This is a genomic window from Nocardia pseudobrasiliensis NBRC 108224 (assembly GCF_001613105.1).
GTDB lineage: Bacteria > Actinomycetota > Actinomycetes > Mycobacteriales > Mycobacteriaceae > Nocardia > Nocardia pseudobrasiliensis.
In genome coordinates, this window is record NZ_BDBS01000061.1 from 34929 (window position 1) to 56414 (window position 21486).

The following is a 21486-nucleotide window of genomic DNA, read 5'->3' on the forward strand; positions in this document are numbered from 1 at the left end:
CCCGTCGGGCGCGCGGTCAACCGGGTCGTGATCGGCGTCGCACCGAATGCCGCACCGGAACACTTGCCAAAGGAACAGTTGTGTATTCACAATCATTGTGTGCTTACAACTGTTGAGGGGTTGTCGGCGCGTCACAAGACCATCGTGCTGGTGACGTGTTGCCTGAGCCTGCTGATCTCGTCCATGGACGCGACGATCGTCAACGTCGCGCTGCCGACCATTCGCGACCAGATGCACGCGCCGCTGCCGCGCCTGCAGTGGATCGTCGACATCTACACCCTCACCCTGGCCAGCCTGCTCATGCTGTCGGGCGCGGCCGCGGACCGATTCGGCCGACGCCGGATGTTCCGGATCGGATTGACCGCCTTCGCCCTCGGATCGCTGCTGTGCAGCCTCGCCCCGAATGTCGACACCCTGATCGCCGCCCGATTCGTGCAGGCCCTGGGCGGTTCGATGCTCAATCCGGTGGCCATGTCGATCATCACCACGGTCTTCACCGGCCGGGTGGAACGCGCCCGCGCGGTCGGGGTGTGGGGCGCGGTCGTCGGCATCTCCACCGCACTGGGTCCGATGGTCGGCGGTGGCTTGATCGACGCGCTGGGCTGGCAGTCGGTGTTCTGGATCAATCTGCCGATCTGCGCGGTGGCGTTCACGCTGACCACGATCTTCGTGCCGGAGTCCAAGTCGGCGACCGTGCGCGGGATCGATCCGGTGGGTCAGGTGCTGGCGATCGCGGTGATGTTCAGCCTGGTCTTCGGGCTGATCGAACATGAGCCGCTGATCTTCGCGATCACCGCGGCGGCGCTGGCCGGATTCGTCTACTACGAGGCGCGGCACCGGTCGCCGTTCATCGATCTGCGTTTCTTCCGCAGCGTGCCGTTCTCCTCGGCCACCCTCATGGCGATCTGCGCGTTCGCCGGATTGGGCGCGTTCCTGTTCAGCGCCTCGCTGTATCTACAGGAGACGCGGCACTATTCGGCCGTGCACACCGGTCTGCTGTATCTGCCGATGGCGGTGGGCATGCTGATCTGCTCGCCGATCTCCGGGCGACTGGTCGGTCGCTACGGCACCCGGCCCTCACTGGTCGTCGCGGGCGCGATGATGGGACTGGCCGCGATCATGCTGACCACGCTGCGGCCCGATACGCCGGTCTGGCAGCTGGTGATCATGTTCGCCACCTTCGGCATCGGCTTCGGCACGGTCAACGCCCCGATCACGACCGCCGCGGTCAGCGGGATGCCGTTGGATCGCGCGGGAGCGGCCTCGGCCGTGGCCTCGACCAGCCGTCAGATCGGGGTCAGTCTCGGTGTGGCATTGTGTGGCCTGTTGACCGGAGCGAGCCTGTGGTGGGTACTGGCCGCGCTGGCGGGGGGCATCATCGTCCTGGGCGTGACCGCCAATACCCGCTGGGCCGCACGCACCCGCGATCGGGTCGCTCCCCTGCTCGAACAGAAGGTGCCCGCCCATGCCGGATGAGTCCCCCACACCCGACGAGGTCTGGCGGTTACTGTCCCACGTGGTCATGGACAGCCGCGATCCCTGGAAGCGCGCCGTCGTCGAGCGAACGGGCATGCCGTTCAGCCGCTTTCGCGTCCTGCGCCGACTGCTCCCGGGACCACTGTCGGTGAAGGAGCTGGCCCGGGCCGCGACCATGGACGCACCCGCCGCCACGGTCTCGGTGAACGATCTCGAGGAGCGCGGGCTCGTGGTGCGCACGATCGATCCGAACAATCGTCGCTGCAAACTGGTGACCATCACCGACGCGGGCATCGAGATGGTCGAATTCGCCAAGGCCACTCCGGATCCCGCGCCCGAACCGCTCACCGCCCTGTCCGCCGCGGAGCTGCGTCAGCTGCGCGATCTGCTGCGCAAACTCGAGCGGTGACCGCACCGCGGACTTAGGGTGTGGCCATGACGCCGCTGCAGCGCTACATCGTCGAGGAGATCGCCACCGATCACGCCGAGGGACTGCTCAGCCGGCGTGAGGCGCTACGTCGCCTGGGTCTGCTCGGCCTCGGCGCGAGCGCGGCCGCCGCCCTGCTAGCCGCGTGTTCCAGCGACAAGACCGTCGCACCGGCGACAACCTCGTCCGCGGCGGCGTCGTCCGCGGCGCCCGGGGTCGCCGGGGCGCTGCCCTCGACATCGATCACCTTCTCCGGACCCGACGGTCGCACCCTGCAGGCCGCGTGGGCCGAGGCGCCGAAGCCGCGCGGCGGCGTACTGGTCATTCACGAGAACACCGGGCTGACACCGTTCATCCGTTCGGTCACCGGACGATTCGCCGGAATCGGCTATTCGGCGCTGGCGGTGGATCTGCTGTCCGAGGAGGGCGGCACCGCGAGTTTCAGCGATCCGGCGGCCGCCACCGCCGCGCTGGGCAGGACCCCGCAGGATCGGTTCGTGGCGGATCTGCAGGCCGGGCTCGCCGAGCTGGCGCGCCGGACGCCGGGAAACAAGCTGGGCGCCACGGGATTCTGTTTCGGCGGCGGACTGACCTGGCTGCTGCTCACCTCGGGTACGCCCCAACTGGCCGCGGCCACACCGTTTTACGGACCGTTCGCCGGTGGCGAGATCCATACGAACGTCGCCGTGCTCGCGGTCTACGCCGCGTTGGACACCCGCGTGGACGCCAGCCGACCCCAGGCCGAGCAGGCGTTGGCACAGGCGGGCGTCCCGCACGAGACCTTCGTCGCCGCGGGGGCCGATCACGCCTTCTTCAACGACACCGGCCAGCGCTACAACCCGACCGCGGCCGGCGAGGCGTGGCGGCGGGTAACCGATTGGTACGCACGCTATCTCGGCTGATCGGCCAGCGCCGCGCGGATCCGTTCCACCACGGCGTCGATCCCCCCGGTGGCGTCCACGGTGAGCGACGGCTCGTCCGCGCTCGGCGGCTCGAGGTCGGCCAGCTGGGAGTCGAGCATCCGCGCGCGCATGAAATGTCCTGTGCGCACGGTCAATCGGCGTTCCAGTTCGGCGCGGGGGACCTCGAGGTAAACCAGGCACAGCTCGGGCGCGGCCGCGCGCAACCGATCGCGATAGCGCCGCTTGAGCGCCGAACAGCTGACCACGCCGCCGGAGTCGCGATGGGCCAGCAGCCATTCGGCGATGGTGTCCAGCCAGGGCGCGCGATCCTCGTCGTCGAGCGGGGTTCCGGCCGCCATCTTCGCCACATTGGCCGCGGGGTGGAAGTCGTCTCCCTCCGCGTATTCCACGCCGCGCGCGACCGCCAGTCGCACTCCGACGGTCGTCTTCCCGGCGCCGGATACGCCCATCACGACGATCGGTCCTCGAATCTCACCCATGCCCCGACCCTAATGCCGGCTCCGCGACCGCAAGCCCGCGCTGTTCTAGGCTCGACACTGTGACCGAGGAGATAACCCCGGAGTGGGCACCCAGCGGGTCGGGCTTCGAACTGGGCACCGACGGGCCGCTCGTGATCATGGTCGGCGTCGACGGGTCCGACTCGTCCTGGCGCGCCGCGGCCTATGCCGCCGGTCTGTCCCGCCGCCAGAACGCCCTGCTCGCAATCGTTTACGTGCAGCCGTACATGGCGATGGCCGGGGCCTACGGCGCGGATGTGCAGGGCGTGACCCAGGAGATGGCCGAGGATCTTGCGCGCGAGATCCAGGAGCACGCCGAGCGCGTCAAGGACGTCTACCGGGGCCGCTGGAAATTCCTGACGCGCCGCGGGGACGCCTACACCGGATTGGCCGAGGCCGCCGATGAACTCAAGGCCGACGCGGTCGTGGTCGGCGCGTCGGAGAAGACCGGTCATCGGTTGATCGGTTCGGTGGCGGTACGGTTGGTCAAGGCCGGACGCTGGCCGGTGACCGTCGTTCCGTAGATACCGACGGGCACGTCCGCGTTTGGTGTGCACAACTGCGGGAACTCGCCGAAACAGCCATCGAGGAAAGGGTTCTTGTCATGTTGATCCGCCGACTGGCCCGCCCGCTGCTGGCCACCGCCTTCGTCGTCGACGGGGTGGACACGCTGATGCATCCCGAGCCGCGCGCCAAAGCCGCGTCCGCGCTCGTCTCACAGGGAGAGCAGAAGCTGCCGGAGCAGGTAGCCGCGAAACTCCCGTCCGATCCGGGCAAGGTGGTCCGCATCAATGCCGCGGCGCAGGTCGGGGCGGGCGTACTGCTGGCGCTCGGTCGCGCCCCGCGCCTGTCGGCGCTGGTGCTGGCCGCCACCGTCGTCCCCGCGACCGTCACCGAACAGGATTTCTGGAACGAGCCCGATCCCGCGCGGCGCGACGCCAAGCGGGTGGCCTTCCTGAAGGATCTGGGCCTACTGGGCGGGCTGATGATCGCCGCGGCCGATACCGAGGGCAAACCGTCGCTGGGCTGGCGTGGCCGCCGTGCCGCCCGCCGCGCGGCCGCCGCGCTCCCCTTCGGCGCGTCGGCGAGCGACACGCTGCGAGATCGGCTGGCGCAGCAGGCGACTCGCGGTCGTGAGCTGGCCGAGGTCGCCGCGGAGAAGGGCGCGGAACTGGTCGAGACCGTGCAGGACCGCGGGCCGGACTGGGCCGAGACGGTCAAGCAGCGCGGCGCGCATCTGGTCGAGATCGCCCAAGACCGCGGACCCGAACTCGCCGAGGCGGCGAAAAAGCGCGGCGCGCATCTCGTCGAAATCGCCCAGGACCGCGGACCCGAACTCGCCGACGCCGCCAAGAAACGCGGCGCGCATCTGGTCGAGATCGCCCAGGACCGCGGACCCGAACTCGCCGAAACAGCCCGCAAGCGGGCCGCGCAGCTGGCCGAACGGGCCCAGGAGCGCGGTTCGGAATTCGCCGATCGCGCCTCCGCGCGCGGTTCGGAACTGGCCGATGTCGCCGCCGATCGAGGCAGCGAGCTGACCGGACGGGCGCGTCGCCGCGCGACCAAACTCGCCGACAAGGCCGAGGCCCGGGCCGCCAAACTCGCCGAGATCGCCGAGGAGGCCCAGGCCCGCAGCGCCGAATTGGCCCAGCAGGCCCAGGCGCGCGGGGCGAAGTTGGCCGACAAGGGTCAGGCGCGTTTGCGTCGGTGAGCGAAACCGCCGCGGTTCAGAGCGGTTTCCCCACCGCTGCTCGCAGCGCGGGTAGTAGATCGTAGAGGTTCTGACCGGGACAGGTGGTCGGGCCCGCGATATCGGACCAGTCCCGATGGCCCGATATCGCGGGCTTGTCCACGACCGGACCGGTGGCCGGATGCGTGTAGCGGATCTGGGTCAACGGATCCAGACCCAGGCCGGAACACAACGCGCCCAGCACATCCCGCAGGGCGATCAGGGCGGCCGCGGTCGGCTCGGTGGCATCGAAATTCCCGATCAGGCAGATCCCGATATTGCCCGGATTGGCGTTGTAGACGTGGCCCGCCTCGACCACTTCCGCCCCCGGGCGCAGCACTGCGCCCGGCCGGAAGATCGGTGCGGGGTCGCCGGTCTCGCGCCCGGCGTAGACGACCCCGTTGGGATCGATGAGCAGGTGATAGCCCAGATCGCCCCAGCCCCGGCCGCCATGTTCGGACGAGGCGTGGAATTCGTACAGCGCGCGCACGACATCGCGGTAATCGGATGCGCCGCTGCCGTCGAAGTCGAAGGTGTGGTGGACGGTGATCAGCTGCACCGGAGCGAAATCGCGTGCGGTCCAGGTCATCAGCGATTCATCGGCCGCCCAGCCCTTCCGGGTCACCGCGGCGAAACCCCACGCGAACGACGTCTCGACCGGATCCCGGAACGGCGCGGCCTCGGCCCGCAGGTATCGGCGCGCGCCCCAGTAATCCTGACCGAACCGCAGCTCGGTAACGCGCACCGGCGCGGTGGAGTCGAACGCCTCGATCATCCGACCGCCGCCGATGGCCATGGCCACGTGGTAGATCGACTCCGGATCCCGGCTGTCGCTCGCATAGAACAGCAGATCACCGGCCTGTAGATCCTCGGCGGCCACCGCCCGTCCGCCGCCGTCGGTGGCCTGCGGCCCGGCGTCTCGCGGCAGCGTGATGCCATGCACCTGATAGGTGGTCGAGGTGAAACCCGAGCAGTCGAAGCCGAAAGCCGCACGGCCTCCCCACAGATAGGGACGCCCGAGGAACATATTCGCGAACCCCACCAGATCCGCGGCGGCGGGTTGCGGGATGTCGGTGGCCTTCGCGTAGATCTCGACGCCGCGGGCGTCCAGCCATTTCGGACCGCCGCGCGGGGTGGCGACCGAAATCGCCTGGCCGGTGCGTCCAAGCACGGGGAGCCTTGTCCCGGCGCTGATTTCGAGGTGGCGATCGCAGAGCCCGGGATCGTCGTGGAGCCAGGCGGTCGCGATATCGCGGACCAGCGCGAAGGGACCGTTCGTCAACTCGTCGAATTCGGGGCTGGTCGTCAACTGCGCCCGCGGAATCCAGCCCGGATAGCCGAGCGGATTCTTCGGGGTGGGCTGTCCGGGCACCAGCACCTCGGCCCAATCCGCCTGCTGCCCCACCACATACACCCGATCGCCGTACAGCGCCTGGGTCTGGGTGAGGTTGTCGGAGGTGAGCTCCTGCTCCTCGGCCAGGGTCATATCGGCGAGCCAGCGCGGAATATCGACCGGATTGGTCAGGGCCGGCGCGTCGACCGGACGGGGACTGTCCGGCGTGGTCCAGACCGTGGCGGCGGCGACATCGACGAAGGCACAGGGAGGTTCCGGCGAGCCCATAACCCACGATACCTCCGTTCGGAAACTGGTTCGGCTCACTCGCTTTCGCCGCGACGGTCCCCGGTGGGTAGATGCGCGAGGTGCTCGCCCACCCATTCGGCGAGCCGGTCGAGCAGGACTATCCCGTCGTCGACGATGCCCGAATCCGGCACAGCGCCCACGACCACCGCGGTCCGGCCGGACCCGTTGGGCAGCACGGCCAGTTGCCGGACCAGGGTCCCCTCCTCGTCGGGTCCCCATCCACCCTTCACCGCCGCACCGGGCAATCGCGCCAGACCCCAGCGCTGTTCGGGGACGAGCGCCCGCATCAGCGCGAGGACGTCGGGACCTCGTTCGATATTCGGCAGTCGCGCGGTGAACCGCGCCTGCCGCGCGGCACTCCATTCGGTCTGCCCGAAAGCCGTGAACTCCGGTCGCACCCGCAGCGATCGCACCCGGGTGGCCGTATCGCCGCCGTCGCGCAGCACCGCCTCCACCGCGCCGGCGGCCGCGGCCGGGGTACCCAGCAGTGACCACAGCTGCTCGGCGGCGGCATTGTCCGAACGCGTGATGGCCGCCACCACAAGGCTTTTCGTGACGGACGGTGCCGCGCGCAGGGCCGCGACCGCGAGCGGCACCTTGCTGGTCGACCAGGCCACCCCGCCGGACCACTCCCCCAATTCGACGACCGGTCCGCCCCCGACGGGAGCGCATGCGAATCCGACGGCTCCGCCCAGCGGCGCGCTGTGTGCGGCGAAACTCGCGGCCAGGGCTCGAGAAGTGTTGGCGGACATGACCCATCATGGTCCGCCGCGAGCGGACCGCGGCGCAGAATGACATATGGGAACCGACGATTCCACCGAGGCCGCGGGCCTCGCGCGCGGCGCGATCGGTCTGCGTGAGGTCCTGTTCCAATCCGTCACCTCCATGGCGCCCGCGGGCGCGGTCGCGCTGTCGATCGCGGTCGGCGCGACCTACGCCGGGGGCGCGCTGCCGCTGGCGGTGGCGCTCGCGCTGGTCGCGTGTCTGCTGGTGGCGAGTTCGATCGGGCAGCTGGCCGAACATCTCCCGTCGGCGGGCAGTATCTACACCTATCCCGCCGAGGCCCTGCATCCGATGGTCGGATTCCTGGTCGGCTGGGGTTATGCCCTGGTCGAGGCGCTGCTCGGCCCGACGACCACGGTTCTGGTCGGCTATCTCGTAGGTTCGGTGCTGCACGACGAATTCGACTGGCCGTTCACCGCGACCTGGGTGGTGGTCATGATCGTGGCCGCGGTGCTGATCGCGCTGCTGAACTATCGCGGCGTCAAGGTGAGCGCGCGGGTGGGCACGCTGCTCGGACTGTTCGAGATCATCGTCTTCCTCGTACTGGCCGCATGGTTGGTGGTCGAGGCGGGTTCCGCCAATACCGGCTCGGTCTTCACGCTGCGTTTCGCCACGGTCGAGGGTTATCACGGCTTCTCCGGCGTCGCGGCGGCATCGATCTACACCATCCTGGCGTTCATCGGCTTCGAGGCGTCCGCGCCGCTGGCCGAGGAGGCCCGCAATCCGCGCCGGACCATTCCGATCGCCGTGGTCGCGTCCTGCGGCGTGATCGGCTTGTTCTACGTCTTCACCGTCTACGCGGGCGATGTGTACTTCGGACCCGACCGCTATGTGAGCTTCGGCGAGCTCGGCAACGGCAGCCCGTGGATCGCCCTGGCCCGCGATGTCTGGGGAATCGGCTGGGTGCTGGCGTTTTTCGCGATCCTGAACTCGACCTTCGCCAATGGCAACGCGGCCACGCTCGCGACCACCCGAACCTGGTACGCCATGGCCCGGATCGGCCTGCTGCCCGCGGCCCTCTCACGCACCCATCCGCGGTGGAACTCACCGCATATCGGCGTGGTGGCGCAGCTGATCGTGACCCTCGGGGTTGGCCTGCCGATCGGACTGCACTACGGTCCGGCGGTGGTCTTCGTCTTCCTGGCCACGATTCTGGCGGGGGTGATGATCGCGGTCTACATGGTGTTCAACCTGTCGTGCGCGATGTTCTATCTGCGCCGCCGACGCGCGGAATTCCACTGGCTGCGCCATCTGGTGATCCCGGTGCTGGGCATCGCGGCGTTCCTCCCGGCGTGGTTCACCGCCATGGGCATCGGCGCGCCGGTGCTGAAATTCGTGACGCCGCTGAGCTATCCGTCGAGCCTGACCGGTCTGGTCATCGGCATCTGGTATCTGATCGGGATCGCCGTGCTGGCCTATCTGTACCTGCGGCACCCGCGGCGATTGCACGAGATGCGGCGGGTGTTCGTCGAGGAGCCGCGCTGAGACTCAGAGCCGGGTGAGCTCGTAGAGGCGGAACTCGCGCGGCTGGGCCAGCCGGGCCTCCATGGCGTAGCCGGGCCAGTAGGTCACCGCGCGCTGCCAGGCCGCGGCGCGCTCGCCGCCCTCCAGCCGCCGCACCCGGACCTTGAAACGTTCGCCGCCGCTGTGCAGTTCGGCGTGATCGGCGGCACTGAGATTGACCGACCAGACCGGATGCTCCTTACGACCCCAATTGGAGCCGACCAGCAAATAGGTCTCGGGACCCTCAGGCACGTACAGCAGCGAAACCGTGCGCGGCAGGCCGGATTTGCGCCCGGCGACGGTCAATTCGATCGACGGCAGGCCCGCGATGTCCAGGACGCCGTGCTTACCGCGCGTGAGGCGACGGACCAGGCGTTCCAGGCGAATGATCGCGGGCGCGGCGCGCATCGCCAATGGACGGCTCGCAATGGCCCGGCCTAGCGCGGGCAACGGGTTCCTCGGCACCGGTCAACCGTAGCGGGACACCGTTTCGACACGATGGCCGCCCGGTTATCGTGCGGATATCCCGTTCTGCCGGATCACATCGAGCATTTCGCTGTAGCTCAGCGTCGAGGTGACGCTGATCGTTTCCGCGGCTCGGTCCACGCTGACCCCGCTGACGGTGTCCAGTCCGCGCAGGGTGCGCTCGGCCAGATCGGCCTCCGAGGCGAAATCGGGCAGTTCGAAGGTGTAGGTGCTCATGGGATTCGCATAGCACCGACAGCTTCGATCAAACCTTGGTTTGACGGGCGCGTCGGCGGGCATTGCCCAGGCATAACGTCCAACAACGTTGGGAATTGGGAATTGTCATGATCGTACTCATCGGGTTGATCGTTCTGATCGCCGCGGTGGTCGTCGGCGTCGCCGCCGTGGTGGCGAATGCCGGTGACGCCCACCTGCTGTCGAGCGACTTCACCGTCTTCAACCAGCATTTCACTCCGTCGCAGGGCGAACTGTTCGCCGCGGGCGTCGCGGTCGGCGCCGTCGGCATGTTCGGCCTGGCCCTACTACTGGCCGGTGCGTTCACCTCGGCGCGGCGGCATGCGGAGATCCGCCGCGAGCTACGCCAGTCCCGACGCGAAATGTCTGCCACGCGAAAGGATCTGACGAAGACCCCGCCCGCCGGCCAGACCGCGCCCCGGCAGCAGCCGGTGTGGTCGCGCAATCCGTTCATGCGTCGACCGGGCGGCAATCAGCCGTCTCGTGGCGCCCAACCGCAATCCTGATTCACTCGGAGCACATCATGATCGTCCTCGGTATCATCCTCATCGTCGTCGGGTATCTGCTCGGCATCGGAATTCTCACCACGATCGGCATCATCTTGGCGGTGATCGGCGCGGCCCTGCTGCTGCTCGGCTCGGTCGGCCGCCCGGTGGGCGGACGGCGCTGGTATTACTAGCCGCCTTAGTCGATCTCGCACGACGGGGCCCCCGGTCGGTACACCGACCGGGGGCCCTCCCGTACTCGCCCGCTCCCCTCCACGTGGGCGGGCGTGATCACCGCTTCGGCCGCGCGGTGCAATCAGGATGACCCGAATCCGGTCTCCTCGGAAAGACGGAAGGACCGGGGGCACTCTCGTCAAGGGCTCGGGGTGAGATATATCCTGCCCGTTTCGTCCGTATTGCCGAAATGTTACGGATACCCTGGGTGCCATGTTGTCGATCTGCGCGGTCCGGTCCGGCCAAGCACCGTTCTACGCGATCAATTCCGATGTGCCGCACGATGATTGCGCGCGTCTGGCTTGCCGGTTGGGTCCGCGCGGGCACGCCGAGAGCCACCGGGTGACCGCCGCCGACCTCGCGCGCCTCGTGCTCGCCCTGCCCGCCGAGGAGCTGAACACCCTCGCGCACAATTCCGTCGACGATCTGGCCGTGGGCATGCCCGCCGGAACTACCGTCGCGGGCGCGGGCGGCTGGTCGCGGCGATTGCGGCACGGGGCCGCGCTGATCAGCCCGACCGACGCCGCGCCGTACGCCCTGGCGGTCTGCTACACCGGTCCGCTGGCCACCGGCCGCGCCCTGGGCGATCCCGCCACGCGGCTGCTGGCCCGGATCGCGGCGCAGGTGTGGTCGTTGCGCCGCGGCTGAATCGGCGCTCGCGACCGATCACGGGACATGGGATGCTGCGCGGGAACACCGAAGTTCTCGAGGAAGCGAGACTCATGACCGCCCCGCTGGTTCTACTACACGGCCTCGGCATGTCCGCACGCGTCTGGGACGGCGTCGTCCCCGCCCTGTCGCGGCGGCATACGATCTTCGCCCCGACCATGCTCGGCCATCGCGGCGGAACACCGGCCCCGCGGCATCCGGTCGATATCGACGCGCTGGCCGGCGATATCGAGCGGCGAATGGACGAACGCGGCTGGGCGACGGCACATCTGGCCGGAAACTCCCTCGGCGGCTGGGTCGCGATCGAACTGGCCCGGCGCGGCCGGGCCCGCAGCGTCTGCGCGCTGTCCCCCGCCGGATTCTGGAATGCCCAGGGCCCCAGCCGCACGACGGGCACCTCGATCATCAGACGGCTCGAGATCATGGTCCGCCTCACCCGGCCCGTCTTGCCGATCGCATTGCGATCGGCCACCATTCGCCGCGTCGCCCAGCGCGAGGTCCTCGCGCACGGCGATCGCCTCACCCCGCGCCATGCCCTCGCCCTCTGCGACGACCTGCGGCACTGCGCCGCCCTCCACGACATCCTGGACACGAACGAACAGAACGGCCCATTGGACCCCCTGCCCTGCCCGATCACCCTGGCCTGGGCCGAACGCGATCAACTGCTACCGGTGTCGATCAATGCCGCGATCGCGCGAGAACGCCTGCCCCAGGCCCGATTCGAAATCCTCACCGGCGCAGGACATGTGCCGATGTACGACACGCCACGCCGAGTGGTGCGGGCGATCACGGATACGGCCGCGCGCGCGGAGCCCGTGGGCTCAGCCGACCGTGAATTCGGGTGACGTACCGCCGAACCGGGTCACCGCGCCCGCCGGATCGCGGCGATCGCCGCTGTATTCGATGCGGTAACGCCCGGATTCAACCTGTGGCGGGATGGTCCAGTCGATGCGGATGAGCGAGGCCGCAGGCTGGCCGTCGGGGCGCGACCAGTGCAGTTCGGTACACCAGTCGTTGTCGTCGAATACCCGCCGCCAGCCCGAGCCGTCGTCGCGCTGCACCTCGAAATACGTGCCGCCGGTACGCAAGTCGTTGTTCGGGTGCGCGCCCGCGAAGGTCACCGAAACCGTCTGACCGGTTCCATAGCCGGGCGCGGGCCCGGTCACCACATCGCCGAAGCCGTGCCCCGCCACCGGGACGTCCGGCGGTACCGCGGGCAGCAGATTCGGCTGCGGTCCGTTCGTCCAATCCAGGGGGGCCGGGCCGCGACCGGGATCCGTGCGCGCCGCCAAAGCCCGCGCCAGCCGGTCGAATTCCTGCAGATAGGCCGACAGCGTCCAGCGCCCGAACAGCGTCTCACCGCCCTCGTACTGCTGCGAGACGTACTCCTCGGGCGTCGTCACATAGCCGCTGTAGGCATTGGCATACCCCTGAACCAGGACATTTTCGATCGGAATCCCCAACGCTCGCGACACCACCCGGCGGATGCGCAGCCCGGAGACCACGGTGAATTCGGCTGGACCGCAGGCCAAGACCAACTCACCCAGGCGCAGCAGCTGGATCGGCAGCACCAGCGGCACCCACGGGCGCGGCGGCAGTATTCCCAGCGGGGCCACGATCAGCTTGGGCGCCTGGACATCGCGCATCCACTGTTCGACGGGTGCGTCGACGCCGCCGAGGGCGGTGACCATCGGGTTCTGCTCGCCCTCGAACAGGAACGGCAGCTGGGTCTTCCAGTTGTCCTCCGAACTGGTCGCCGCGGCGGCCGCGCCCATCATCGCCGGGGAGGTGCGGGCCGGTTTGCCGTCGGGGGTGTACTCACCGTCGATCGCGGTGTCGCCCATGTTCACATACCGCAGCATCGCGTCGATCCCGCCGCCCGCCATCGGCCGCGCGGCGTCGAATGCGGCTCGCCCGGCCTGATATTGGCGTTCGCCGATCAGGGCGCAGTTGGCCCGGTTGTCGTCGGTCGGACCGCTCGGATGCCAGGGCGTGACATTCAGATTCGGGGTGATGTCACCGGGATTGGTCTGTGCGAACGCGGCCACGAAACTCGCCGGGCCGTCCAGATGGCGCACACCCATCTCGTCGTGCTCCCAGCGATAACTCGCATAGCCCTTGTTGTCGGCGGAGATCAGGGTGTTGCGATCGGTGAGCGAGGTGCCGTGGGTGGCGAACCAGGTGATCGCGCCGACATCGCGGCCGCCCTGACGCAGCCGCAGCACCGTGACCGCCGGATCGATACCGTTGGGCAGTTCGGCCTTGTCCCCGGGTGGATTCAGTTCGAACGCCACCCGCGAGCGATTGGCCGAGGCGTCGTGCAGTTCGCCGCGGCCCAGCAGCAGCGTGCCGGGGGCCAGTCGCTCGTGCGCGGCGACGATCGCGGCCACGATGCCGTTCACCTCGGCCTCGTGCGAGTTCTGCTGAAAACCGTAGGCGGCCAGGGAGTATGCGTATTCGCGCGCGGTGCCGCCGCAGGAGTTGTGATTGTGGGTGGCATTGATGTTCACATTGCGCTCGGTGTACAGATCACCGAAGCGCTGGGCCAGCCGCCCCAGCACGGCCAGATACACCGATTGGAACAGGCAGGCGATATCGGCGGTCACGAAGGCGACGCGGTCGCCGGTGGCCCGGTCGACCACCACATAGGCCCGGGCCCAGGTGCGCATGAGCAGGCCGTCGGCCACCTGATCCAATTCGGAGTAGCCCATCATGCCCTGACCGGCGATCGCGCCGGTGACATCGGCGAGGGCGCAGCCGATGAGATAGTCCTGGCCGTCGGCGGCGCGCCGCGTCGAATCGGCGGGCCGGGCGTCGGCCACGCCGGGCACGCCCGCGGCCAGCATCGCGCCCGCTGCGCCGGTCAGCATGGACCGCCGGGAGACCGTCACGAATGCTCCTAGGGTTCCGGGACGTCATCGTCGCTGCGTATACCTGATTCGCCGAAGCGTACTGGTCATACGTCCAACACGCCAGGGTTGACATTGCAGCGAGCGTAGGCGAACCGAGGGCAAATACGATGAGACAGGACGGAAATGTTCGAACGCCCGGCCGGATCGCTCATCGCGATCCGACCGGGCGTTCACCCTTACGGGACGCTGCCGGCACGGCCCTGGTGCGCCGGCAACGCGTCTGGTGCGGCCTGGACCTTCCCCCACGTCTCGGGTGCAGACTACCTAGCCGAAACGTACAGCCGCGCAGGGGGTCTCACAATCGACTCGGCCAGACTCTTGGGGAGTTCGCAAACGATTGTCAGCGCATTCTCAGTAATGGCGCCGGACGGGCATGCTAACGGGCGACCTCTGCCGACAGTGGCAGGTCGGCGACCGAGGTTCCGACGTGCACTGTGAAGGCTCCGGCCTCGGTCGTCCACCCCCGCGCGGTCCAATGTTCGAATGCTCGCCGGGGTAGCGCGATCTCGATGCGCCGGGAGGCGCCCGATTCCAGTGTGAGGGTTTCGAAGGCGGCGAGCCAGCGAATCGGGCGATCGATCGCGCTGTCCGGGCGCGACAGATATATCTGGACGACCTGCTTGCCGGGGCGGTCGCCGATATTGGTGACGGTCACCGCGACAGCGTCGCCGCCTGCCTCGAGATCGCTCAATTCCCAGGTGGTGTAGCCCAGGCCGTGACCGAACGGGTACGCGGGTTCCACCTCCGCGCGCAGCCAGGCGCGGTAACCGATGTGCAGGCCCTCCTCGTAACGCAGCGTGCCGTCGTAGGGGGTCGTATTCAGCACCGGCACCTCGGCCATGGTCTCGGGCCAGGTCGTGGGCAGACGCCCGCCGGGTTCGCGGACGCCGGTCAGCACGTCGGCCAGCGCGGCGCCGAATTCCTGGCCCGGGAACCACGCCAGCAGCACCGCGGCCACGTCCTCGCGCCACGGCATCTCCACCGGCGCACCGGAATTCACCACCACGATCGTGCGCGGATTGACCGCGGCCACCGCGGCGACGAGTTCGTCCTGGCGGCCGGGCAGGCGCAGGGTGTCGCGGTCGACGCCCTCGCTCTCGATCAGTTCGGTGGTACCGACCACCACCACCGCGACCTCGGCCGCGCGGGCGGCCTCGACCGCGGCGGCGAATTCCTCGTCCTCGGTGCGCGACGGGCGCTGGATGCCGAGGGTGAGACCGAGCAGCACGCCCAGGCCGGGAATCGGATCGGGGGTGCCGAGAGTGATCCGGACGTCCACCACCTGGCCGGTGCTCAGGGCGCGTTCCACCGCGCGCTGCGGCGGATCCATCAGCGCCGCCAGCGGATCCGAACCCTCGGGGGCCACGGTGTCGTCGAGGACGGTCTCGCCGTCGAGTTCGAGGCGGACGTGACCGACCGCGGCCGTGCCGATCCGCCACAGGCCGTCGGCGTCGGCGCGCAGCCGGGCACGCAGTTCGATGGTCGAGGCGCGGGCGGCGGAGGCGTCGCCGAACAGGACCAGATTGCCCGCCAGGCGATGCTGGGTGTCGATGACGGTATCGCCGTCGAAGTAGCGCAGGCTCACCCCCGGTGTCGCGGTTTCGGGGTCGGTGAGCAGGTCCAGCGGGGCAGGAACGAGGCCGTCGGCGACTCGGACGCCGGGTGTATGCGTCACCGGCGCAACGGCTTTCAGACCGTCGAGCGGGGTGACGACATGGGCCGGGATGACTGTCGCGCTGCCGCCGCCCATCAGGCGGGGTTCGGTCGCGCCCGGGCCCAGCAGTGCGATGGTGGCGCCGGGACGCAGCGGCAGGACGCCGTCGTTGCGGACCAAGACCATCGCCTCCGCGGCGGCGCGGCGGACCAGGCCGCGGGCCTGTTCGTCGGTGAAATCCGGTGTGGGACGCGGGGTTCGGTCCAGCGCGCCGACGCGCTGGGCGAAGCGCAGGATGCGGCGGACCTTGTCATCGATCGCGGATTCGGGGACGGTTCCGGCGCGCACGGCCTGGTCGAGGGGGTCGCCCCACAGCGCGGGCGGGCCGGGCATGCACAGATCGGTGCCCTGGGCCGCGCCCTCGGTGGTGCGCACCGCGGTCCAGTCGGAGACGACCACGCCGTCGAAACCCCAACTACCCTTGAGCGGTTCGGCCAGCAGCGGGTTCTCGGTCATGGTGACGCCGGCGACGGAGTTGTAGGCGGCCATGATCATCCAGGCGCCCGCCTCGACGCTGCGTTCGAACGGGTGCAGGTAGAGCTCGCGCAGGGCGCGGTCGTCGACGCGGACGTCGACGGTGAAGCGGTCGGTTTCGGAATCGTTGGCCACGTAGTGTTTCGGGCAGGCGCTCACGCCGTGCCGCTGGACGCCGCGCACATAGGCGACGGCCATCTCACCGGTCAGGACCGGATCCTCGGAGAAGCATTCGAAATGCCTGCCGCCCAGCGGGGATCGGTGCAGGTTGACAGTCGGGCCCAGGACGGCGTAGACGTTCTTGCGGCGTGCCTCGGCCGCGATCAATCCGCCGATCTCATCGAGTAGTTCGCGGTCCCAGGTGGCGGCGAGGGCGGTGCCCGAGGGCAGGCTCACCGAGGGATCGCGTTCGTCCCAATTCTCGCCGCGCACGCCCGTCGGGCCGTCCGAGACGGGCATTTCGGCCAGTCCGATCGACGGGTCCCCGGCCATGCGGAACATGCCCGAGCCCGAGATCAGCCGCAGCTTGGCCGGTAGATCCAGCGTCGCCAGCAGCTGTTCGATACGTTCCTCCACGCGATCTCCATTTCGCTCGCCGACCAACCACTCGGTAGATCACTGTCGACGGTACCGACCGATCGCTCGGTAGGCCAGTGTGCGCTCGGTGTCACGCGGTGCTCATCCGGCGTTCCGCGCCGATTCGATATCCGTTCTCCGGAACCGCGCAACGTTCGGCCGATGAATACGACCACGCGCTCCACCCTTGTCGCAGTGATCGCTCTGGCCGCGCTCGTCGCCCCCGCACACAATGCGCTGGCCGCCGACCCGCTGCCCACCAAACAGCAGTGGCTCGCCGATGTCGACCAGGTCATGCGCGACGCCAAGCCCTATCTCGACGACCGAAAGTCCCAGGGCGGCACGAAACTCGCCATCGTCCTCGATATCGACAACACCGCCTTGCAATCCCACTACGACCCCGGTAAGGCCACCCCCGCCGTCCTCGACGCCGCCCGCCACGCCAAGGCCAACGGCTACAGCGTCCTGTTCGCCTCCTACCGCCCCGAAGCCGAATCCGCCCGCGCCGCAGTATCGAACGCCGGCTACCCCGTGGACGGCATATGCGTGCGCTCCCTGTCCGACTCCGGCAAGGCCGCGACCAAACAGCGCTGCCGCAAGCAATACACCGCCCAGGGCTACACGATCACCGCCAATATCGGCAACCGCCCCACCGACTTCGAGGGCGCGAACTACGAAAAGCCCTTCAAGCTCCCCGATTACGACGGCCAACTGTCCTGACCCACCCCCTCGCCCGCCCCACTCCTCGAGCCACGGGGCGGGCAACGTCGGTCATCGAGCGCGACTCGTCGCCGCGCCCGAGGAGGGCGCACTCGAACATCCCGTGGTGAGGCCATTTTCATATCCCCGCCGCGAGCGCAGCGAGCAGCGGGGTCAGGGGTGGGGTGGGGCGTCTATTCGGGTTATGAGGGTTTGGCCGTTGGAGGTGATCGTGGTTACCAGCTGGTGGTATGTGCGCGTGGAATTGTCCGGGCGGGACTCTGTGATCGCCACGTCGTAGCGGCCGTCGGGGAGCGGAGTGATCTGGACACAGTGGTGGGTCCCCGCGGGGATGGTGGCTATGCCGAGGTCTATCACCTGTGGGGGTGAGACCCAGGCGTCGGGGGTGGTGACCGTGCGGGCCAGCGCGCCGGAGCGGGCCGTGTAGTAAGCGTGCTGGAAGGCGAGGATGGCGTCGGGCGCGGTGGCGGTGGAACCAACGCCGTTGCCGCGCACCAGGTTTTCACTGCGCAGGGGGGCGCAGCCGGGGCCGCCGCCCAGGCCCAGGTCGGTGGTGCTGGCCAGGGGCTCGGCCAGGGAGGGTTGGACGCCGGTCTCGATGCGGGCCAGGACGAAACCGCCCGCGATGGCCGCGGTGCCGATCATGGCGAACGAACCGATCATCATCCCGCGACTGTGGCGGCGACGCGGTAGGGCGTGGCGGCGTCGTGGTTGTGGCGGGGGAATCATTCCGGGCCACACGGGTTGCACCGCCGAGGCGGCCCGCAGCCTGCCAGCACGACGCGGCCTACTGAATTCGATCTCCGACATGGCCTCGCCGCACCCCCTTTCCGCGTCATCCCGGCACACCGGGATTCATCGCCTCCCGGCCGCCGGAATCCTCATCTCCCGGCCCGCCGGAATTCTCGTCTCCCGGCATGCCGATTTTTTCGTCTCCCGGCATGCGCTCCGCCGGGAACCGTCCCGCCTCGGCTCGCCGATTCGGTATCAGGTTGGGCGATAACAACATTGCATATCGAAGGCCCGCACGCCGGGCGAATGCCCAAGTCGAGGGCATGATTTCGGATTACGATCCGCTCTCGGTCACCGAATTCCCCGGAAATTTCGTAACCTTCGGTAGGTTTTGCGTCGCCAGAGGCGCAAGGGATATCGAGCGAACGTTCGTCGAGTGTCATTCGTCTACCGAGTAGAAGGAATCACCATCCTCCGGCGTGCCGTCGACCTGACCGGCGTGCCGGTGCGTCGGCGACGCATCCCGCCCGCGCGTGTCGGACCGCACGGAATCGACGCCCTCGATCTGCGACCTCGCGTCCCCCGGTCTGAGCTCGTCCGCACCGACATCCGGCCGCTCCTGCGCCAGCCGCTGACCCAGCGGCTCGCCCTCGCGCTGTTCCCGAGCCGTCGTCCCGAACCGATCCGCGGCGGTCCAGTCCTCCGGCGGGGTCACCACGGCGTCCCCGTCGCGGTTACGGACCTCGTCGGAGTCCAGGCTCTCCTCCACGCTCAACATGTCCTCGTCGCGTTCATCCTGTCCATTCATATTCGCGTCGTTCCCCCGCATCTCCCCGGCAAACACCACCACCGGCGTAGCCGCGCAGACGGCTCCCGTCCGACGACATGTCATCATCGCGTAATCCCGAATCCCGCTACCTCACTTACGCTTTAGTGACAACCCCCCGAGTGGCGGTCACCGGCCCGGACCGCTATGCTCTTGCCCGAAATTCGAAATCGCCTGGCGGTCTACGTATTTCATCCGACTCGTATACGCGGGGAAAGATTCGGGGGAACCGCGGGTCGACGGGCGGGCATGAACGCGAGCGTGCGAAAGGTGTCTCGAACGGTGAACCAGCCCCAGGCTCGGCCGGAGGATGCCGCGGTCGCGCCGCCGTCCCCGGCCACGTTCGGACGCACCGGATCGGCGAGCCGATTCCGAACCCCGGCACTGACATTCGTGGTCTGCGCCGCGCTCACCGCCGCCGCCGTGGCCGCCGCGGTCTGGTTCGCTCCGGAGTCGACACGCCTGACCGTCGCCATTGCGGGCGGCGTGTCCGCGCTGCTGCTGTGCCTGGCGATCACCGCCGCCGTCCACTACCACGCGATCGCCCGCGAAGCCCGCATCGCGCTGGACCGGGTCGATCAGCTCGCCGCCGCCCGCGCCGCCGAGGCCGCCGCGGCCCTGACCGCCGCTCGCGACACCGCCGCCGCCCAGGCCCGCGAAACCCGCTCCAGCGACGGCCGCCGCGCCTCGGCCATGGCCGCCTTCGCCAATGCCGCGGGCCGCATGCAGGCGATGACCACGAGCATGCTCGCCGAACTGCGCGAGATGGAACACCGCCACGCCGACCCCACGGTCCTGGCCGACCTGCTGCAACTCGACCACCGCACCGCCCAGGCCGGTCGCCTGGCCGACAGCATCGCGGTCCTGTCCGGCGCCCGCTCCGGCCGCCGCTGGGCCAAACCCATTGCGATGGAATCGATCCTGCGCGGCGCGATGGGCCGAGTCGCGGGCTATCAGCGGGTGCGCCTGCGCGCGGTCGCCGAGATCGCCATCGCCGGACACGCGGCCGAGGGCGTCATGCATGCCCTGGCCGAACTGCTCGACAACGCCTGCAACTTCTCCCCGCCCACCACCGAGGTCCACGTCTACGCCGCCGAGGTGCCCGCGGGCGTGGTGGTGACCATCGAGGACAGCGGCCTGGTGATGAGCGAATCGGCGCTGCGCCGCGCCGAACAGACCGTCGCGGGCGTCGCCACCGGCACGCCGCGCGGCGGCACCGCCCTGGATCTGTCCTCACTCACCGGCACCCGCCTGGGCCTGGCCGTAGTCGGGCATCTGGCCCGCAAACACGGTCTGACGGTGTCATATCGGCCCTCCGCGATCGGCGGCACCGCGGTCGTGGTGGTCGTACCGCGCGAGCTGATCGTCCGACTGGACCGCTCCCCCGGATCGGTGGCCACCCTCACCCTGCCCGCGCCGCCGCCCACCCCGCATCCGATCGAACCGCCGCCCACCCCGGCGGCGACCGCCCCGACCGAGATCACCCTGCCCAAGCGCCGCCGTGGCAGCACCCTCGCCGCGGTCCATCCCGAGGGGCTGTCCGCGCCGCCGCCGAGCGCGCCGCCCGCCCCCGCCCCCGCGCAGCCGTCCGCCCTCGCCGCATTCCAGCGCGCGGTGTCCGGACGCGGCGCACCGTCCGAGTCCGTTGCCGTGGAGAAGGATTGATGACACTGCCCGCGACGTCGCAGCTGGGTTGGCTGCTGGAACAACTGCTCTCGCGCACCCCGCGCGCCCGCCACGCCCTGCTGCTGTCCAGTGATGGCCTCAAGATCTGCCACACTCCCGAACTGTCCGTGGACAAGGCCGATCAACTGGCCGCCATCGCCGCGGGCATCCAGAGCCTCTCGCACGGCGCCTCCGTCGAATTCGGCGACGGCCGCTACGGCGTGCGCCAATCCATGACCGAGTTCTACGGCGGCATCCTGTTCATCGTGGAGGCCGGACTCGGCGCGCATATCGCGGTCGTGGCCGCCGAGGACGCCGATGCCGGACTGGTCGGCCACAATATGCGCGAACTGGTCGAACAACTCGGTGAACATCTCTCGGCCGCACCGAGATCGAGCTTTTCGTGACACGACCCGGTCGCGACGACGACCCCGATCGGCTCTACACGCTGACCGGGGGCCGCAGCAGGCCCGACAGCGACGCCTTCGATCTGGTCACCCTCGTGGTCAGCGAATTCGAACCGACGCCGGGCATGCAGTCCGAGCACCGGGCGATCCTGTCGATCTGCCGAGCCCCGACCGCGGTGGTCGAGATCGCCGCCGAACTGCGCGTCCCCGTGGGCATCGCGATGGTGCTGCTCTCGGATCTGCTGCACACAGGCAAGATCACCGTGCGCCATCCGCAGCTGTCCTCGAATACGCCCGGGGCGCCGTGGAATTCCATGCCAGACACCGCAACCCTCGAGAAGGTACTCGTTGGTCTCCGCAAGCTTTGATCCG

General features: G+C 69.1%; 23 protein-coding genes. 14 read left to right on the forward strand and 9 right to left on the reverse strand.

Translation table 11 applies throughout. From position 1 onward, the window contains the following. Positions 1-99 precede the first annotated feature (99 nt). From NP4_RS35760 to NP4_RS35770, 3 genes are read left to right on the forward strand one after another with little or no spacing between them, the layout of a single operon-like run. Entirely contained in the window at positions 100-1476 is a 1377-nt protein-coding gene (locus NP4_RS35760; RefSeq protein WP_068007680.1) for an MFS transporter, read from the forward strand. Next, positions 1466-1885, forward strand: coding sequence for a MarR family winged helix-turn-helix transcriptional regulator (locus NP4_RS35765; protein ID WP_062513838.1), 420 nt, complete (start codon positions 1466-1468; stop codon positions 1883-1885). Before NP4_RS35760 ends, NP4_RS35765 begins: the two co-directional genes overlap by 11 nt. Before the next feature lie 26 nt (positions 1886-1911). Continuing rightward, complete coding sequence (locus NP4_RS35770) at positions 1912-2805, forward strand: dienelactone hydrolase family protein (RefSeq protein ID WP_068007582.1); 894 nt, start codon at positions 1912-1914, stop codon at positions 2803-2805. On the opposite strand, the gene NP4_RS35775 is transcribed toward NP4_RS35770, so the two are convergent. Next, positions 2793-3305, reverse strand: a complete 513-nt coding sequence (locus NP4_RS35775; RefSeq protein ID WP_068007585.1) for a gluconokinase — start codon at positions 3303-3305, stop codon at positions 2793-2795. The genes NP4_RS35770 and NP4_RS35775 overlap by 13 nt on opposite strands. Positions 3306-3364: 59 nt before the next feature. Between NP4_RS35775 and NP4_RS35780 the strand changes: the two genes are divergently transcribed. Beyond that, positions 3365-3847: a universal stress protein gene (locus NP4_RS35780; RefSeq protein ID WP_245997098.1), complete on the forward strand. Its 483-nt coding sequence runs from the start codon at positions 3365-3367 to the stop codon at positions 3845-3847. Positions 3848-3927: 80 nt separating this feature from the next. After that, positions 3928-5034: a DoxX family membrane protein gene (locus tag NP4_RS35785; protein ID WP_068007588.1), complete on the forward strand. Its 1107-nt coding sequence runs from the start codon at positions 3928-3930 to the stop codon at positions 5032-5034. A 16-nt stretch (positions 5035-5050) separates the two neighbouring features. On the opposite strand, the gene NP4_RS35790 is transcribed toward NP4_RS35785, so the two are convergent. After that, on the reverse strand, positions 5051-6673 hold the full coding sequence (locus NP4_RS35790) for an NlpC/P60 family protein (RefSeq protein WP_068007591.1): 1623 nt from the start codon (positions 6671-6673) through the stop codon (positions 5051-5053). 35 nt (positions 6674-6708) lie between these two features. Next, on the reverse strand, positions 6709-7446 hold the full coding sequence (locus tag NP4_RS41840) for a serine hydrolase (protein ID WP_068007594.1): 738 nt from the start codon (positions 7444-7446) through the stop codon (positions 6709-6711). 46 nt (positions 7447-7492) lie between these two features. On the opposite strand from NP4_RS41840, the gene NP4_RS35800 reads away from it, so the two are divergent. Continuing rightward, a complete protein-coding gene (locus NP4_RS35800) occupies positions 7493-8962 on the forward strand; it encodes an APC family permease (RefSeq protein ID WP_068007599.1) in 1470 nt (489 codons plus the stop codon). Between the two features lie 3 nt (positions 8963-8965). On the opposite strand, the gene NP4_RS35805 is transcribed toward NP4_RS35800, so the two are convergent. Next, entirely contained in the window at positions 8966-9445 is a 480-nt protein-coding gene (locus NP4_RS35805) for a nitroreductase family deazaflavin-dependent oxidoreductase (protein ID WP_068007603.1), read from the reverse strand. 45 nt (positions 9446-9490) lie between these two features. Continuing rightward, positions 9491-9682: a hypothetical protein gene (locus NP4_RS35810; RefSeq protein WP_062513853.1), complete on the reverse strand. Its 192-nt coding sequence runs from the start codon at positions 9680-9682 to the stop codon at positions 9491-9493. A gap of 107 nt (positions 9683-9789) precedes the next feature. Here NP4_RS35810 and NP4_RS35815 point away from each other — a divergent pair, with 107 nt between their 5' ends. From NP4_RS35815 to NP4_RS35825, 4 genes are all read left to right on the forward strand, one after another. After that, entirely contained in the window at positions 9790-10206 is a 417-nt protein-coding gene (locus NP4_RS35815) for a hypothetical protein (RefSeq protein ID WP_068007605.1), read from the forward strand. A 17-nt stretch (positions 10207-10223) separates the two neighbouring features. Continuing rightward, the gene (locus NP4_RS41845) at positions 10224-10379 is read left to right on the forward strand and encodes a DUF6131 family protein (RefSeq protein ID WP_169813849.1); all 156 of its coding nucleotides are present in this window, start codon (positions 10224-10226) and stop codon (positions 10377-10379) included. 253 nt (positions 10380-10632) lie between these two features. Beyond that, positions 10633-11067: a serine hydrolase gene (locus tag NP4_RS35820; protein ID WP_068007609.1), complete on the forward strand. Its 435-nt coding sequence runs from the start codon at positions 10633-10635 to the stop codon at positions 11065-11067. 74 nt (positions 11068-11141) lie between these two features. Continuing rightward, on the forward strand, positions 11142-11933 hold the full coding sequence (locus NP4_RS35825; protein ID WP_082876528.1) for an alpha/beta fold hydrolase: 792 nt from the start codon (positions 11142-11144) through the stop codon (positions 11931-11933). Here NP4_RS35825 and NP4_RS35830 read toward each other — a convergent pair. Both NP4_RS35830 and NP4_RS35835 read right to left on the reverse strand, forming a co-directional pair. Continuing rightward, entirely contained in the window at positions 11910-13979 is a 2070-nt protein-coding gene (locus NP4_RS35830; protein ID WP_068007615.1) for a neutral/alkaline ceramidase, read from the reverse strand. The genes NP4_RS35825 and NP4_RS35830 overlap by 24 nt on opposite strands. Before the next feature lie 397 nt (positions 13980-14376). Further along, positions 14377-16764 (reverse strand): beta-glucosidase family protein, encoded by a 2388-nt coding sequence (locus NP4_RS35835; protein ID WP_068007618.1) that lies wholly within the window; start codon positions 16762-16764, stop codon positions 14377-14379. 162 nt (positions 16765-16926) lie between these two features. Between NP4_RS35835 and NP4_RS35840 the strand changes: the two genes are divergently transcribed. Then, positions 16927-17484, forward strand: coding sequence for an HAD family acid phosphatase (locus NP4_RS35840; RefSeq protein WP_068007622.1), 558 nt, complete (start codon positions 16927-16929; stop codon positions 17482-17484). 153 nt (positions 17485-17637) lie between these two features. Here NP4_RS35840 and NP4_RS35845 read toward each other — a convergent pair whose 3' ends face one another. Then, positions 17638-18150 (reverse strand): DUF8176 domain-containing protein, encoded by a 513-nt coding sequence (locus NP4_RS35845; RefSeq protein WP_245997101.1) that lies wholly within the window; start codon positions 18148-18150, stop codon positions 17638-17640. Positions 18151-18655: 505 nt separating this feature from the next. Continuing rightward, a complete protein-coding gene (locus tag NP4_RS35850; RefSeq protein ID WP_068007687.1) occupies positions 18656-19024 on the reverse strand; it encodes a hypothetical protein in 369 nt (122 codons plus the stop codon). Positions 19025-19324: 300 nt separating this feature from the next. Here NP4_RS35850 and NP4_RS35855 point away from each other — a divergent pair, with 300 nt between their 5' ends. From NP4_RS35855 to NP4_RS35865, 3 genes are read left to right on the forward strand one after another with little or no spacing between them, the layout of a single operon-like run. Continuing rightward, positions 19325-20707, forward strand: a complete 1383-nt coding sequence (locus tag NP4_RS35855; RefSeq protein ID WP_245997104.1) for a sensor histidine kinase — start codon at positions 19325-19327, stop codon at positions 20705-20707. After that, positions 20707-21114 carry a roadblock/LC7 domain-containing protein gene (locus NP4_RS35860; RefSeq protein ID WP_062513868.1) on the forward strand — a complete coding sequence of 136 codons (408 nt, stop codon included), beginning with the start codon at positions 20707-20709 and terminating at the stop codon, positions 21112-21114. The genes NP4_RS35855 and NP4_RS35860 overlap by 1 nt, the downstream gene beginning before the upstream one ends. Then, positions 21111-21482 (forward strand): DUF742 domain-containing protein, encoded by a 372-nt coding sequence (locus NP4_RS35865; RefSeq protein ID WP_068007625.1) that lies wholly within the window; start codon positions 21111-21113, stop codon positions 21480-21482. The genes NP4_RS35860 and NP4_RS35865 overlap by 4 nt, the downstream gene beginning before the upstream one ends. Positions 21483-21486 lie beyond the last annotated feature (4 nt).